The 15405-nt window shown below is 62.4% G+C and carries 12 protein-coding genes; 1 reads left to right on the forward strand and 11 read right to left on the reverse strand.

Going from position 1 to position 15405, the window contains the following annotated elements; translation table 11 throughout:
* Positions 1 to 26: 26 nt before the first annotated feature.
* Positions 27 to 1193 (forward strand): ROK family transcriptional regulator, encoded by a 1167-nt coding sequence (locus tag BM235_RS02960; protein ID WP_090109035.1) that lies wholly within the window; start codon positions 27 to 29, stop codon positions 1191 to 1193.
* A gap of 104 nt (positions 1194 to 1297) precedes the next feature.
* On the opposite strand, the gene BM235_RS02965 is transcribed toward BM235_RS02960, so the two are convergent.
* The 11 genes from BM235_RS02965 to BM235_RS03015 all read right to left on the reverse strand — a co-directional run bounded on the left by BM235_RS02965 (position 1298) and on the right by BM235_RS03015 (position 14839).
* A complete protein-coding gene (locus BM235_RS02965; protein ID WP_090109037.1) occupies positions 1298 to 1864 on the reverse strand; it encodes an NADPH-dependent FMN reductase in 567 nt (188 codons plus the stop codon).
* A 155-nt stretch (positions 1865 to 2019) separates the two neighbouring features.
* Complete coding sequence (locus tag BM235_RS02970) at positions 2020 to 2688, reverse strand: response regulator (RefSeq protein ID WP_255374028.1); 669 nt, start codon at positions 2686 to 2688, stop codon at positions 2020 to 2022.
* Positions 2685 to 4376: a GAF domain-containing sensor histidine kinase gene (locus tag BM235_RS02975; protein WP_090109051.1), complete on the reverse strand. Its 1692-nt coding sequence runs from the start codon at positions 4374 to 4376 to the stop codon at positions 2685 to 2687. Before BM235_RS02975 ends, BM235_RS02970 begins: the two co-directional genes overlap by 4 nt.
* Before the next feature lie 110 nt (positions 4377 to 4486).
* Entirely contained in the window at positions 4487 to 4921 is a 435-nt protein-coding gene (locus BM235_RS02980) for an RbsD/FucU family protein (RefSeq protein ID WP_090109053.1), read from the reverse strand.
* Positions 4922 to 5255: 334 nt separating this feature from the next.
* On the reverse strand, positions 5256 to 5714 hold the full coding sequence (locus BM235_RS02985) for an RrF2 family transcriptional regulator (protein WP_090109055.1): 459 nt from the start codon (positions 5712 to 5714) through the stop codon (positions 5256 to 5258).
* Positions 5715 to 5911: 197 nt separating this feature from the next.
* Positions 5912 to 7654, reverse strand: coding sequence for an extracellular solute-binding protein (locus BM235_RS02990; protein WP_158543670.1), 1743 nt, complete (start codon positions 7652 to 7654; stop codon positions 5912 to 5914).
* Complete coding sequence (locus tag BM235_RS02995; protein ID WP_090109061.1) at positions 7651 to 9081, reverse strand: response regulator transcription factor; 1431 nt, start codon at positions 9079 to 9081, stop codon at positions 7651 to 7653. Before BM235_RS02995 ends, BM235_RS02990 begins: the two co-directional genes overlap by 4 nt.
* Entirely contained in the window at positions 9059 to 10834 is a 1776-nt protein-coding gene (locus tag BM235_RS03000; RefSeq protein WP_143106621.1) for a sensor histidine kinase, read from the reverse strand. Before BM235_RS03000 ends, BM235_RS02995 begins: the two co-directional genes overlap by 23 nt.
* Before the next feature lie 182 nt (positions 10835 to 11016).
* Complete coding sequence (locus BM235_RS03005) at positions 11017 to 12807, reverse strand: type 2 periplasmic-binding domain-containing protein (protein WP_090109602.1); 1791 nt, start codon at positions 12805 to 12807, stop codon at positions 11017 to 11019.
* Between the two features lie 148 nt (positions 12808 to 12955).
* On the reverse strand, positions 12956 to 13852 hold the full coding sequence (locus BM235_RS03010; RefSeq protein WP_255374029.1) for a carbohydrate ABC transporter permease: 897 nt from the start codon (positions 13850 to 13852) through the stop codon (positions 12956 to 12958).
* Positions 13853 to 13870: 18 nt separating this feature from the next.
* Positions 13871 to 14839 carry an ABC transporter permease gene (locus BM235_RS03015; RefSeq protein WP_090109065.1) on the reverse strand — a complete coding sequence of 323 codons (969 nt, stop codon included), beginning with the start codon at positions 14837 to 14839 and terminating at the stop codon, positions 13871 to 13873.
* Positions 14840 to 15405: the final 566 nt, after the last annotated feature.

A 15405-nucleotide genomic window follows, 5' to 3' on the forward strand; every position in this document is an offset into this window, starting at 1 on the left:
CCCCGCGCGAAGGAGCCGCATCCAGCATGAAGACCCCGACCGGAGATCAAGCGCTTATCAAAAGAATGAATACCGCCATCGTGCTCGAATCGGTTCTGCAGGGCGCTCCGCTCTCCCGAGCGGATATTTCCGCGCTCACGGGCCTGAACAAGGCGACCGTATCCAGCCTTGTACAGGATCTGATCGACAGCGGCCTGGTCCGCGAGATCGGAACGGGTCAATCCAGCGGCGGGCGCAAGCCGGTCCTGCTCGAATTCGTGGCGGAGTCGGGCTACGCCGTCGGCGTCGATCTCGGCGTCAACTACGTGCGCGGCGTGCTGACGGATCTACGGGGCGGCGTCGCGGTCGAACGTACGGCGCGGCTGGCCAAGACGTCACCGGATGAAGTATTCGGCATTTTGCGGCCCTTTATCCAATCGCTCGTCGACGAGGCGCCCGAAAGCGCGTTCGGCGTCGTCGGCATCGGCGTCGGCGTACCGGGGCTCGTAGACCGCGGCGGCGCCGTGCTGTACGCGCCCAATCTCGGCTGGCGGGACGTGCCGCTGCAGGATGCGCTGAACCGCGCGTTCGGCATTCCCGTCCTCATCGACAACGAAGCGAACGTCGGCGCAATCGGCGAGCGCAAGTTCGGCAGCGGCCGCGGCATTGGCAGCATGATCTACGTGAGCGTCGGCATGGGCATCGGGACCGGGCTTATTTTGCAAAAGGAGCTCTATAAGGGGGCGGCGGGCTTTTCGGGGGAACTCGGGCATCTGTCCATCGAAGCCAGCGGCCCGCCGTGCCGCTGCGGCAACCGCGGCTGCTGGGAGTTGTACGCCTCGGAGCAGGCGCTGCTCGCCCGCGCGGCGGAGGCGGGGATCGGCGAGGGCACGTTGGACAGCCTGCTCGCGCTTGCCGAAGGCGGCGACGAACAGGCGCGCGCGCTGTTCGCCGGCATCGGCGAGTCGCTAGGCGTCGGCGTCGCCAATATCGTTAACGTCTTTAATCCTGAAGCCGTCGTCATCGGCAACACGATGAGCCGCGCCCGGCCCTGGCTCGAGGAAGCGATGAGCCGCACGACCGAAGCTCGCGCGCTGAACTTCCACCTGCGCGGCATCCGGCTGCTCTTCGCCGAGCTCGGCGACCGTTCCGCCGTCATGGGCGCCGCGGAGACCGCGATCGCCGCGTTTTTCAAGCGGCTGCGTTCGGCTTGAAGCGCGGGTTGCTTGAAGCGCAGGTTGCTTGAAGCGCCGACCCAATAAAAACAGACCGTTCCGGGGAGGAAACGGTCTGTTTGGCGCGGGTTGAGCCGTTAGCGTCACGCCGTGCGATCCGAGCTACGCGCGCTCAATCGCGTTGCCATGCCGAGGAAGGCATTCACGGCGACGCGGATTCGGGTATCGAGCTTTCTGCCGGACTCCGTGTCCTTGTCGTCGCCCCAAGGCAGGTCGCGCTGGAATCCGGATACGGAGATCCACTCGGGGCAGTTCACGCCGTGCAGCGAGCGGACGATCGAATGCAGCTGATGCAGCGAGCCGATGCCCACCGCGCCTCCGGCGGAGCTCATGCTGAGTACGGTTTTGCCCTCGAAGTGCGGCTGCCCCAGAAAGTCGAGCGCGTTCTTGAGCACGCCCGATACCGCGCCGTGGTACTCAGGCGTGGACAGGACGATGGCGTCCGCATCGGAGACTGCTTGCCTGAGCGCCGCCAGGCCCGAATGCCCCGCGAAGTCTTCATCGGTCGAAAAAAACGGCAGCGGCGTCTGCTTCGGATCGTAAAAGGACACCGTATGTCCTTGCTGCGCGATAACCTCTTCTACATAACGCGCCAGACGCGTACTGTTCGAATCCTGCCTGTTGCTTCCTGCGATAATGGCGATGTTCATACTCGATCATCCTTCCGTCTCTTAAGGGATGTCTTCATTGTAGACTGCTTGCGAGCCGGCCTCGTCGGCGAAAAGACGGAAATGCAGACGCAAAAAACTCAGCCAAGGGCTGAGTTTTTTTGCGACTAAAGGATGAGAAGTCCCATATGGCGACGCTAATGTCCGTGCTTCACGGCGAGCAGGGCTGCCTGCGTCCGGTCCGGTACGCCAAGTTTATCCAGGACGTGGCTGACATGCGTCTTGACCGTTTTCTCCGAGATGTACAAGACGGCGGCGATCTCCTTGTTGTTCTTGCCGGAAGCGAGCAGCTCCAGCACCTCGCGCTCTCGCCTGGTGAGCTCGCCGAAGGGCGAGGCGACCGACCCGACTGCCGGCAACCGCGAATCAACCGCCGGATGATCCGCAGCCGTCACCAGCTCAAGGAGCTGCCCGGCGATCTCGGAATGCAGCTCGATCTTGCCTTCGTGCACGCGCCTGATCGCCCGGATCAGATCCTCGGGTTCAACGTCCTTCAACAGGTAGCCGCGCGCGCCGGCGCGAACGGCCGGCAGTACGTGGTCCTGATCGGCGTAAGACGTCAGCACGATGACCTTCGCCTCCGACCCGTTATCCCGAAGGCGCTCCATCGTAGCGAGTCCGTCCAGCACCGGCATCTGCAGGTCCATCAGGATGATATCGGGCGCCAGCCGCGCCGCAAGCTCCAGCGTCTCGATGCCGTTCGAGGCTTCGCCTACCAGTTCAAGGCCGCCCTGGGTGGACAGCATGACATGCAAGCCGCGGCGCACGACGGCATGGTCGTCCGCGAGCAGTATTCGGATACTCAAGCTCTGAACTCCTTTATCGGCAAGATCGCTTCGACGGTCGTCCCGAGACCGTCTCCGCCGTAAATATGCAGCGTGCCGCCAAACGCCTCGCATCGCTCGCGCATGGTGGCGAGTCCGATCGAATGCCCGTCTGCCGACACCCCGTTGTCGGCCCCGAGCCTCTGCCCGACATCCATGCCCCGCCCGCCGTCCGCGATTCGCAGCGACACTTCCCCGCTTCGCAGATCCAGCTCGATCGAGGCTTCGCGTACGCCAGCGTGCTTGACGATGTTGTTCAGCGCCTCTTGTCCGATGCCGCGGAGCGCCTCGTCCATCCCGTCCGGCAGCCGCCTGCCAGAGCCGGATTGGCGCGTCCGCACGCGCAGTCCGATGCGGCCTGCATAGACCGTAAGCGCCTGCAGCACCCCTTCGTCCAGGTCGGACGGACGCAGCTGGCGAATGAGCGTACGCATCTCCTTCAGCGCGGTCTGCGAGAGCGTGCGCATGTCGCCCACGTTGTCCCTTGCGGCGTCCAGCTCTCCGGCGGCCAGCTGCGCCTCCACGCCCTTGGCCGTCATCGAGAGGGAGAACAGCATCTGCGTGACCGAGTCGTGCAGATCCCGGGCAAGCCGGTTGCGCTCCTCCAAACGGGCGAGCTCCCTGCGGCTCTCCTCATCCCGCTCGGTCACGAAGGCCGCGGCGATCTGCTCGGACAGCGCTTCGAGCACTTCGACGTCGACCTTGCCCAACTCCGCTCCCGGCAATGAACAGACCAGGATCAGGCCGAACGTATCGTCCGCGTAGGCGAACGGAACGATAAATGCCGCCCGCACCTCCGGCTCGCCCGGCAGGCTCAATTGCGTGCCGCGAAGCTCGGGCGCGCAGCCGGAGCCCAGACCGTATCTGCGGCTCGCCATGCGGCCGCGGAGCACCTCGGCCGTATGCGCGGAGAGAACGTCGGACAGCTCCCGCGCGCCGCCACCCCCGCTGCCTGCCTTGAAGACGGCCCGCATGCGCATGTCAGTCCCTTCAAGGCCGATCATGGCGACGTACGGCCATTCGAAGCGCGTCCCGAGCTCCTCCACGATCCGCGTCGCGAGCGGCGTCCCCGAACGTCCGCCCGCCGCCGCGGCGATCGCCCTTCCCAGCTCGCCGAGCTGGGCGAAGTGCGCGGATCGGCGACGCTCCGCTTCGTACAGCTGTACGCGTTCGACGGCGCTGCCGATCTGATACGCGACCGATTCGAGCAGCGCCAGCTCCTCGTCGTCGAACCGCGTCTTGCCGGGAGCGGCGACGTTCAGCACGCCGAACTGCCGGGATCCGGCGCGAAGCGGCACGGTGGCGTGATGCGTGATGCCCTCCGTATCTCCCGTCGAATCCCTGATCGCCATCTCGATCCGTTTGCAGCTTAAAATGTTAACGGCGCTGGGCAGCTCATCTGCCGCGTAACGCTTCAGGCACCAGCAATAATTGCCCTGCATCGGCAGCTTGTCGTCCAGCGACAGCGCCTGCGGCAGCCGTCGATCCGCCGCTAGCCGGAATCGGCGGGGACCGGATTCGACGTAGATCCAGCCGGTCGTGAGGCCCGTGAGCGCCAGCAGGCTCTCCAGCACCTCGCCGAGCAGCGGCTGCAGCTCGTTCATTTGGTTGAGCTTCTCTGCGATGGTCTTGAGCGTCATCAGCTCATGAAGATGCGGCTCCTTCGCCACGCGAGATCACGCCCCTTCGCTTATTCGCCAAAAGCCGGATATCCGCCCCGCTCCGCGTGCGCGAAGGAGAACCTATCCGGCTTTTCGGGTTCGACGTTCCCTTCGACGGCCTATTCGGCCGCGATGACGCCCTTTTTGAGGATGATGTTGGCGTACAGGGCGCTCTCGCCCGTCGCCACGATCGCGTAAGCTTGCTTCGCCCGCTCGTAAAACGCGAACCGCTCGACCTCCTCGAACGGCTCCGTCAGACCGGCCCGATCGCGGATAATCTCGCCATACCGCCCCCAGATCGGCGTCTCGGCCGTATCGCCGGGCACGATCTGCATAAGGGCGGCCGGCCGCGCCGAGTACTGATCCAGCGGCATCAGCTTCAGAACAGCGTCGAGCAGCTCCGGGACGCCATGGCCGTCGCAGCGCACGAGACGCTGCGCGTGGCTGGCCGCGGGGAAGTTCCCGTCGCCCAGCACGATCTCGTCGCCATGGCCCATTTCCATCAAAATCTTCAGCAGCTCTGGCGACAATATCGCCGGAATTCCCTTCAACAATCCAATCGACCTCCCGCCGGCTTCTGCGCATGCGCACGGTCAGAACGCGCGGGTCGCCCGAACCGATGCGGACTTATGCCCCGGCACGCAGGCCGGAGCCCCCGATTCTGCCGTCTTCTGCCAGTATAACCGAAGCGGTCCGCCTTGTCTTTATTGAGCCGCGTCCGTCAGCGCGTCCGAGAGCGCCTGAAAAAAATAAAATCGGCCTGATCGCTCAGACCGATAATAACCACGAAATTTTGATGTCGACCGTTCCGCATGCCCCGTATACGCCGACGCCGAATCGGGCTTCAGCGGCTTCTAAGGAACGGGGGCGGCGCCGGCACCCGCCGAATCAGACCTTTTGCCCGAACACCTGCCCGATCATGTCCGCGATCGTGCGGCCGTCGAGTACCTCCATCATCCTGCGCTCGGTCTCGCGAATGACGTCGCCGAACGCTTCCTTCATGCCCGAACCGAGCGCGGTGCAGTCGTCGGCGCTGTCCAGCATCCCGCTGTGCAGCGGTTCCGCGATCTCGAGCGCCCGGTACACCTCGCCGAGCGTGATCGCCTCCGGCGGCTTGAGCAGGAAGTATCCGCCTTCCCTGCCCTCGCGCGCTCCGACGATCTGCGCCCTGGCGAGTCGCGAGAGAATCCGCCGCATAAGCGTCGCCTCCGTGGCGCAATTCCCCGCGATCTCGCCGCTCGGACAGCGATCGTCCCGGTCGGCGTGATGGGCCAAGTAAACGAGGGACTGCAGCGCGTAACCGAACCATCTCGGCGTCGCCACGCCTCCGCATTTATCGATTGCCATAAACACACCTCCATCCGGCGTACTCGCATATTAACACAGTATAGCGCATCCGAGCATGCCATGTCTCTAAAGCAAAGGGATCGCCTGTCCGGTCGATCCCTTAAGGCCCCGGTTGAAGCGGCCTGGCGTGACTGCGCAATGCGCCATAAGCCGATTTTATCGGCTATCGCTGCCTGCCCTGGGCTCCGCGTCCAGCCCTACTCGCGGTTCGCCTCCCGCACTGCTTCGGTCATCTTGTCTCCGCCCTCCGCGTGCCAGCGCTGCGCATAATCGTCGAACGCAGACAGCGGCAGCTCGCCCGTGATGATCTTCGCGTACGTCTCCGCCTCGAGGCTCAGCAAGTTCGTCCACATCGTCGCGAGCGACGGCGGCGGATCCGCGAAGAAGCTCTCGACCTTGACCGTCTCCGCCCGCCCGACGCTGCCCCACAGCTGATAAGCCGTCGAGCCTGCCCAGGCGTCCAGGTTTTTGCGCGGATACTCCCGCTCGGTCAGGGCGTCGTCGTACAGACGCTTCGTCTCCTGGTCCAACTGCCCGGGATCGAGCTCTCCGGCCAGCGCCTTCGTCAAATTGTCGTGCCGCTGGGCGATCGCGTCCGGATAGTCGAGCAGCAGGTCGAACGGGTAATAGTTGCGAAGCTGCGTATCGAGCTGCTCGGTCACCGCCAGCAAGCCTTTCGCGCCCGGATCCTGATTGCGCTCGATCCGCGTGAATACGTTCAGCAGCTTAAGCGCGGCTTCGGGATGCTCGTAGCCTTTGCGGACGACCAGATAGCGGTCGGTGACCGGCGATTCGCTCACGTTGAACCGACCCGTCTCATCAAGCGGCACGGCATAGACCCGCCAATCCGCCTTCGTATCCTGGGAGATCGACTTGGACAATGGGTAATACGGCGCCCACCAGGGTCCGAAGAAGATGCCCGTCTTGTTCTCCGACACCAGGTCTTGCGGATCCTGCCGCAGCATGAATTGCGTGTCCAGGACGCCGTCCTTGTACCACTGGGCGAGCAGCTTGAGCGCCTCCTTGGCCTCGCGCTGCACCGACCCGTATACGGGCTGGCCGTCAGAACCCGCGATCCATTTGCGCGGATAGGCGCCGAAGGCCGCGAAGACGCCGTTCAGCCCGTTGTTGCCGGTCTTCTCCCCGTAGACCATGCCGCGATCGACCGGGATGCCGACCGTATCGTCTTTGCCGTTGCCATCCGGATCGATCTGCCGGAACGCCTTCGCGATCTTGGCGATATCGTCCAGCGTCTTCGGCGGCGCGAAGCCCAGCTTGTCCAGCCAGTCCTGGCGAACCCACAGGTACGTCGGCGCGTCCGCCTCGATCGCGACGTTCGGCAGCCCGTATAGTCGGCCCTCGATCGACGCCTCCTGCAGCGCCTTGCCGCCGGTCGCGTCGTAGATCGACTTCACGAGCGTGGACGCATACTGGCCGTACGTCTCCGTGAGATCGGCCAGCTCGCCGGCCTGCGTCAGCTCGCGGAACTGCTGCCGGTCGACGACGAAGGCGTCAGGCAAGTCTCCGCTGCGGATGGCGTAGTTCATCGTGGACGCATACTGCGCGCCGCTGGGCGTCTCCCACGCGTACTTGATCGAGATGCCGGTCTGCTCGCCGAGGTACCGGCTAACGAAGTTGTTCTCGCTCGTATCGCCCTCGGGCAGGACGATATCCGAATATTGATGCGGTATGCGCAGCGTGACCGGCGAATCGTACTTGGCAAACGCCTGACGGTCGGCCGGATCCACGCTCGCGCTCGCGTCGTCCTTCGCCTTGCTGCCCCCGCCGCCGAAGCAGGCGGTCAACGTCAGCGCGCAGACCCCCAGCGCGCAGGCCAATTTCGATGCGGCTGCTATGCCGTGCGCTGCGGCTGCGCGAACGCCTCTTCCGCCCACTCCCGCGAGACCAGCCTGGCTCTGCGTATTCTCGGCGGCGTTCACGGACGGCCTCCTTCGTGCTGCATCTCCTGGCCCGCGTTCCGGTATTCGGACGGGAGCAGCCCCGTACGGTCGCGGAAGAGACGGCTGAAGTATTTGTCGTCTTCGAAGCCGACCCGGCCCGCGATGTCGCGAATGGGCAGATCCGTCCCGACCAGCAGCTCCTTCGCCGCCGTCAGCCGAAGCTTGCGAAGCGCGTCGCCGAACGCTTCGCCGGACGCGAACTTTTTAAAGCACTGGCTGAAATAGCTGCGGCTCATCCCGATGCGGCGCGCCACTTCGTCCTGATTCAGGTCGTGACCGGCATTGCCCTTCATGTAGAGCACCGCGCGAATCAGGCTGCCGAACACCTCCCGCGACAGCGACAGCTCGGCGAGCCGCTGCTGGGTCAGAAGGGCGGCGGCGGACAGCCAGCTTTTCCACTGCTTCCAGTCGTACAGCGCTTCGGGGTCTCCGAGAACGTCTGCCAGACCTTCCTCGTCTTCCGCTCTTCCGCGCCATCCGAGATACGACGCCCCATCGGCCGCAAGCGAACGAAGCCAGTCCTGCAGAAGTACCGGATCCACCTGCCAATGCTCGACTTGCGCGACGAACTTGCGCCAGTCCTCGCCGTACAGCAGCCAGCGGCATTCGGACCACTCTGCGAACGCCGCGTCCAGCTCCGCCGGCGCCGGTCCCGCGTCGGCCTTGAGGTCGCTCAGCGCGACTGCGCGTTCGCCGGCGTCGCCGCTCCCGCGGTAGAACAGATAGACCGGCAGACGCTCCGCGATCGCGCGCTCCGCCTCCCGCGACGAGACCCGGTCGTCCGCGCCCGCGGTCACGAGCGCCGCCTGCCATCTGCCGGCGACATGCGCCGGCAGCTCGCGCAGCCAAACCTCGGCCTGCTCCGCCTCCGCGGTCCAGATCCACAGCCCGCCTTCAAGACGGCGCGGCTTGCTCTCGGCCGCCAGGCCTGCCGGCGGCGTCTCGTCCCTCGCCTCGCGTCCTTTGGGCGCCAGTACCATCGCCGACTCGAACGGCCGCTGCGCGCCGCCGGCCGTATGCCGCCGCTCCCATTCGAACCGCTTCACGATGCGCTGCAGCGTCTCGTCCACGTTGCTCTTGTTGAGCAGCGTCTTGACGATGTAGTCGATCGCGCCAAGCCGAAGCGCCTCCTGCACGTAGTCGAACTCATGGTAGCAGGTGAGGATGACGGCCTTCGTCTTCGGATAGCGGCTCCGGGCTTGGTCGATCAGCTCGAAGCCAGACATCCCGGGCATGCCGATATCGACGAACATCATGTCGACCTCAAGCTCGCCAAGCAACGCCAGCGCGGACGCCCCGTCCTTCGCCTCGCCGACGATGGAGATGCCGTAGGCGGACCAGTCCGCCAGTGCGATGAATCCCCTTCGCACGCGTTTCTCGTCGTCAACGACCAGCGCTTTGATCATAGAGCTCCACCTCGCTTCGAATCGGTATGTGCACGGACAGCGTCGTGCCCGCTCCCGGCACGCTGCGGATGCGCAGCAGATCGCCGCTGCCGTAGTAGTAGCTCTCGAGCAGCCGCTTGACGTACTTAAGGCCGATGCCCATCCCTCTGCGGGAAGCGCCCTCGTCCTCGAGCAGTCCGGCGAGCGTCTCTTCGTTCATGCCCGGCCCGTTGTCCGTCACCCTGAGCGTCAGCACGCCCGGCGCGTCCGGCTGCCGCTCGACGACGACGCGGATCTCTCCGCCTTCCTCGCTCTGCCCGTGATAGATCGCGTTTTCCACGAGCGGCTGCAGCAGGAAGCGCGGCATCGCGATCGACTCCGTGCCCGGCTCCACGTCGATGCTGAAGCTCAGCTCGTCCTCGTAGCGGTAGCTTTGCAGCTCGATATAGTGGCGCAGCGCCTCGAGCTCCTGTCCCACGGTGACGATTAAGCTGTTTTTACCCATGTTGTACTGGAGCACCTGGACGAGCAGCGTCACGATCCGGTCGATCTCCTCCTGGCCGCCCGCTCTGGCGACCCATTGCACCGTGTTCAGCGTATTGTGGAGAAAATGCGGATTGATCTGGCTCAACAGCTTTTCCGTCTCCAGCTGGTATTTGGCCCGCTCGTTGTGGCCGATCTCCGTTATCAGCCCGTTGACCGTCGTCTTCATGTCCTGGAAGCTGCCGAGGAGCTGGTCGAACTCCTCCACCTGCATATATTGGACCGGCGCTTCGCGATCCCGGGTCATGCGGACGATCTCGCGGTTCACCTTGCGAATCGAGCCGTATACCTTGCGCCAGACGAGCGTCGCGAGCACGATCGCGAATCCGAACGCGAAGGCGAACAAGAGCGCCAGCCGCCGGAACCAGTCGTTGATTTCCCTGTTGAATTCGTTTTTGCTGACGGCCGTCATCAGCTTCCAGCCCTGCGGGCTCTCGTAGCCGAACAGGTAGTAGCCGCGATAGGGGCAGCCTCCGGAGGCGGCGATCTCTTCGTAGCGCAGCTGCTTCGGATCGAGCGGCGGTTCGCCGTCGTCCGCGAACAGCGCGTCTCCTTCCTCGTCGAACACGTAGTGCGATACCTTCATGCCGTAAAGCGCGCTGTTCAGAATCTTGCGGAACAGGTTGTAATTCGACTCCAAATAAATATAAACCGGCGTCTGCTGCTCCGTGCGCACGACGCGCAGGGACGAGATGACGGTATTGTCGCTGTTCTTGTACTGCGTCCGGTGCGGTCCGTGGAAGACGGCTCCCTTGTACTGCACGAACGGCGGCAGGTTGTCGATCGAGAAGCCTTCGGTCACCGGCAGATTGTTGAACAGCACCGGCTCCGCCGCTTTCGGCATATAGTACACGGTGAGTCCCACGTTCGGACTCGTGAAGTTGACCAGGTTCAGGCTGTCCTCGATATCCTGCTTGATCTCCGCCTTGTCGTAGGTCTGGCTCGCCTTCAGGTAACGGTTGACCAGCTCGGCCAGCCGTCCGTCCAGCGCGAACTGCTTGGAGACGAAGTCCAGGTCGTTCAGCATGTTCTCCATTCCCGTCGCTTCCTGCTTCAGGCTTGCGTCGATGCCGCTGCGAATTTTGCCCGTCAAGATGGAGTGCAGCGACGAATACGTGTAGACGGAAAACAGGATCGGCGGAAACAGGCAGGCGATCAGCAAATAGATGACGAGCGTGCGCCTCAGCGTGCCGGACTTGAAGGGATGAGGCATCTTCAGGTATCGTGACAAAAACAGTTGCGTGCATCCCCTCTCGTTGCGTCGGGCTCGCCGCCCCTGTATACGCTTACTATATTAACAAATTGCGCGGCTTCCCGACAGCGGAAGCCGTTTCCTCTCCGCAATGCCCGAAAAGCTTACCGCCTCCCCAAACGAGGGCGGCGATAAGCTTCAGGCTGCTGCGGCTTCCATTCTTACTTGGCGCGGTACTCGAATACTTTCTCGTTTTGCGCTTTATTCCAGTTGTAGACGTCGTCATAGCCGAGGCCCTTGGCTTTCGTGATCATTTCCTTCTTCAGCTTGTCGAACTCGGCCTGGTTCTTCGCGAATACCATCTTCCAGGAATATTGCTTGATGACCTGCGAGACTTGGCCTTGCTTCTGCGACAGATCGTCGGAGATGACTTCAGGCGCGGTGCCGGTGAAGATCTGCTTGTTGATCGCGATTTTGTCGTTCTTCTGCAGGTAATCCTTGGCGCTCGTCGCGCCGCCCATCGCGGCTCTCCAATTTTCCTCCAGCTTGTTCGGCGCTTGTGCCAGCGTCGAGGTCCACAGCGTGTAGTCGTACGGATCGCCCGTCTCCGGGTTGATGCTCGTCAGCTTGAGCGTCGTGTTGTTGATTTGGTTCTGGCCGTCCTTCCAAGTGCCGCCGCCGAACTCGTCAGGTACCTGCGTTGCGTTGGACGGAAGCGCCTGCTTGCCGAAGTCCGTCAGGACGGGCTTGCCGTTTTCGAGCTTCCAGTTGAGGCCTTCCGGTCCGTAGTTGGCGACCATCGTGCCTTCCGGGCTGTACATCCAGTCGAGGAACTCGAGCACGCGCTCCGGATGCTTCGCCTTGGCGCCGATCGCCCAGACGCGGTTGCCGCCGTACGGGTTGTAGCCGTAGGAGAACGTGCGCTCTTCTTCGAACGGCACGAGCGCGAAGCCCTTGCCTTCGGCAAGACGCTCAGGCGTATTGTACGTGTTGAGCCACGGGAACCAGGTGAACAGCAGTTGGCCGTCCGTCATCTTGTTGACGACGTCGTCGAACTTTTGCGTCATGGAGTCGGGATCGACGAGGCCCATTTGGTTCGCGTCGAAGTAAAGCTTCAGGCCGCGCATGTAGTAGCCGTCTTCGTCCAGCACGCCCTGCACTTCGTTTTTGTCCGCCGAGATGAGCGTGAAGCCGCCGTTGTTGAAGCCGTCCGTCTCGTCGAAGCCGTTCAGGCCCGCCCACGCCTTGGTATTCATCATCATGTTGCCGTCCCAGTCTTGCCACATCGAGAAGGCGTACGTCGGCCGGCCCGAATCGCTCTTCGGCTCCAGCTCCTGCATCTTCTTGAGCACGGGGAGGTAATCCTCCATCTTCGTGATCTTCGGGCTGCCGGCCTTCTGGTAAAGGTCGAAGCGCAGGTTCGGGTTGTAGGTCATGTCCTTGCCTTCCGAAGGGCCGTCCCCTTCGCCGACGTCGAAGCCGATGCCGTATACCTTGGAGCCGCCGCCGAAGTTGACCTTGTTCTTCTCGATCGCTTTGGACGCGTACTTCATCAGGTTCGGTCCGTATTTGTCGAGCAGGCCGTTCTGCGTCCAGTCGAGCAGCATGCCCGCCTTGATCGCGTCCTGGTACTTCTGTCCGTCGTCGCCGAATACGACCAGGTCGCCCAGGCTGCCCGCAGACATCATCGCGGAGAACTTCACGTCGCCGCCGCCCTCGAGGTTCGAGGAGATAATGTTCAGGTCGAGGTTGAACTTGTCCTTGACGACCTTGGCGAACCAGCCCTGCTGCTCGCCCGAGAAGTTGGACAGCATCGAGAACACGTCGATCTTGTACTCGTCGCGCTGCGGCGCGCTCGATGCGGAAGCGCTTGCAGAAGCGCCGGACGATGCCGAGCCGGACGGCGCGGCGGACGGCGAAGCGTTGTTGTTATTGTTGCCGCCGGAGCAGGCTGCGAGGCTCGTCGCGAGCAGGACGGCGACGGATGCGGTTAGCGCTTTTTTCTTTTTCATCTGAACCACGGGGTAGTCCTCCCTTTGATAGATAGCTATTGGTAAACGCGGGCTAACATGGAGCGGTCTGTCGTTCCGGTCACATCGCGGGCTCCGGACTCACCTCCTTAAATGGGCCCGCCGGGGACTGGGAGCCGTCGTTCGCTCCTCAGCCCTTGACTGCGCCGATCATGATGCCTTTGACGAAAAACCGTTGGAAGAACGGATAAACGAACAGGATCGGGATAACGACGATCATCGAGACGGTCGTGCGGATCGAGGTCGCCGTCTGCATCTTGGACAGGTCGACGTTCGCCGATCCCCCGCTGCTGCGGATGATGGCCGCTAGCGAGTTGGATTCGTTCAGGTACTTGTAGAGCACGAATTGAAGCGTATAGTACTTCTGGTTCGTCATGAGGAACACCGTATCGATAAACGAGTTCCACTGCGTCACGGCGGCGAAGATGGCGATGGTGGCGGCGATCGGCATGATGAGCGGCATGATGATGCGGAAGAACAGCGTCATCGTTCCCGCGCCGTCGATCTCGGCCGACTCCTGCAGCACGTCGGGCAGCGACTCGACGAACGTTTTCACCAGGATCACGTAAAACGGCGAGACGATCATCGGCAAAATGTAAGCCATGAAGTTGTTCGTCATGTGCAGCTTCAGCATGATGACGTACCAAGGGATGATGCCCGCGTTGAAGTACATCGTGATCATGATGAACCGGTACCAGAACGTGCGGGCCCACATCTTGCGCTTGGTGAAGATATAGCCGAGGAAGGCGGAGCCGGCGACCGTGGCGACGGTCCCGATGACCGTCCTTCCGACGGATACCATCGCGGCCTGCGACAGGCCTTTAAGCTTCAGCACCTGAATGTAGTTATTGAAGTGAATATCCTTCGGGTACCACATCACGAGCCCTTTCGAGCTTAGGTCGTTGCTGCTGATCGTATTGATGAACAGGTAGTAAAAAGGGAACAGGCAGAGCAGCGTGAAGATGGCGAAAAACAGGTAGTTGAACGTATGGAACACTTTATCTCCGGTCGAGCTGCGGATCTTCAAGTTCGGCTCCTCCTTTGCTTAGATGATCGATTCGCCGCGGACCCACTTCGACAGCCGGTTGGCGAAGAACAGCAGCCCGATGCTGATGATCGACTTCAGCATGCTGACGGCCGTCGCGAACGAGAAGTTGGTGCCCAGCATGCCCGTGTTGTAAACGTAAAGGTCGAGCACCTCGATATGGTCCTTGTTGATCGGGTTCTGGAAGACGAAGTACTGCTCCATCCCGTTGTTGATGAAGTTGGCGATCGAGAGCAGCAGCAGCACGAAGTACGTCGGCATGATGCCCGGCACCGTGATGTTCCACATCTGGCGGAACCGGCCCGCGCCGTCGACCTTGGCCGCATCGTACTGCTCTTGGTCGATCCCGGTGATGGCGGCGATGTACATGATCGCGCCCCATCCGAGCCCCTTCCAGGTGGCCCATAGGATCATGGCGAGCCAGGTGTGACTGTCGTTTGCCAGATAGTTGAAGCCGCGGTCTTGCAGGCCGAGCTCGATGAAGAGCCGGTTGATGAGGCCGTTGTCCACGTTGAACATCATGAAGGCGATTGCATAAACGAGCACCCAGCTGATGAAGTTCGGCAGCGTCGTCAGGATCTGCACCGTTTTCTTGAAGCGCATTGACCTAATCTCGGACAGCAGAATCGCGAAGGCGACCGGCAGCACCGAAGTCAGGATGCCGAGAGCGCTCATGGCGACGGTGTTCTTCATGACCCGCAGCACCTCTTGGGTCTGCGTCGGGTTGGCGAAGATCGAACGGAACCACTGCAGGCCGACGAAGGGCGTGTCGCTTAGCTTGAAGCCGGGGCGGTAATTGTAAAGCGAGTAGATCCAGCCGTACAGCGGCATATAGCTGAAAATGAACACAAGTACAAGGAAGGGAAGCGCATACAAAAACAATCTGTAACGTTCCGGGACGCCGCGTCTTCGCGGGGCTGGCTGGGCGACGGTCTGATGATGCTGCGAGGTGCCGGCAGCCGAATTCATAAGATTCCTCCTTCTGGGTGGCGAGGCGCCGCCTGCGGCGTCAACCTTGACGGCCGACAAGCTTGCGAGGCGCGAGGGCTGCGTTGCCGCTCATCGATGGATGGAAAGCGTTTTCCATGCGGCGACTGCGGGAGCCCTTTCCTCTCTTCTACGCTTCTTATTGTATATAGCGCGGTCCATGTAAGGGGATACAAAACGGTTTTAGCGTTCGCGACAGCTGTCGCGAGACATCGAACGGAATTCGTCCCCGCGTGTACGAAATTCTACCTTCGGTGACGTACGAGGCGGCGGATGGCCCGCTCCGGCACGCTGTCTGGGTAGGAAAATCGTCCGCTGGGGCTGCTTTGCCAGCTGTTTTTGCGCGTTTGAACGATATCCCCTTCGCACAGGAAGGGGATCTGGCCAGCGTTAACGCCCCTCCTGCCTCTGGATTGTTAGCTTGGTAGCGATAAACGGCATGCAGACAGCCCCTGCACTGGCGATAGCGGCGGTGGTGACCGTTATTGGCGCGGTATGGGGTTGTTTGGGCGGAATAGCGGTGGTGGCGACCGTTATTGGTGCGGTAT

Origin of the sequence: Cohnella sp. OV330 (assembly GCF_900112065.1) — a bacterium.
Classification (GTDB): Bacteria; Bacillota; Bacilli; order Paenibacillales; family Paenibacillaceae; genus Cohnella.

Coding starts and splice junctions, on each gene's coding strand:
- BM235_RS03015 (WP_090109065.1), bottom strand. CDS start 14,839: ATGAATTCGGCTGCCGGCACCTCGCAGCATCATCAGACCGTCGCCCAG.
- BM235_RS02965 (WP_090109037.1), bottom strand. CDS start 1,864: ATGAACATCGCCATTATCGCAGGAAGCAACAGGCAGGATTCGAACAGT.
- BM235_RS02995 (WP_090109061.1), bottom strand. CDS start 9,081: ATGATCAAAGCGCTGGTCGTTGACGACGAGAAACGCGTGCGAAGGGGA.
- BM235_RS02985 (WP_090109055.1), bottom strand. CDS start 5,714: ATGGCAATCGATAAATGCGGAGGCGTGGCGACGCCGAGATGGTTCGGT.
- BM235_RS03005 (WP_090109602.1), bottom strand. CDS start 12,807: ATGAAAAAGAAAAAAGCGCTAACCGCATCCGTCGCCGTCCTGCTCGCG.
- BM235_RS02960 (WP_090109035.1), top strand. CDS start 27: ATGAAGACCCCGACCGGAGATCAAGCGCTTATCAAAAGAATGAATACC.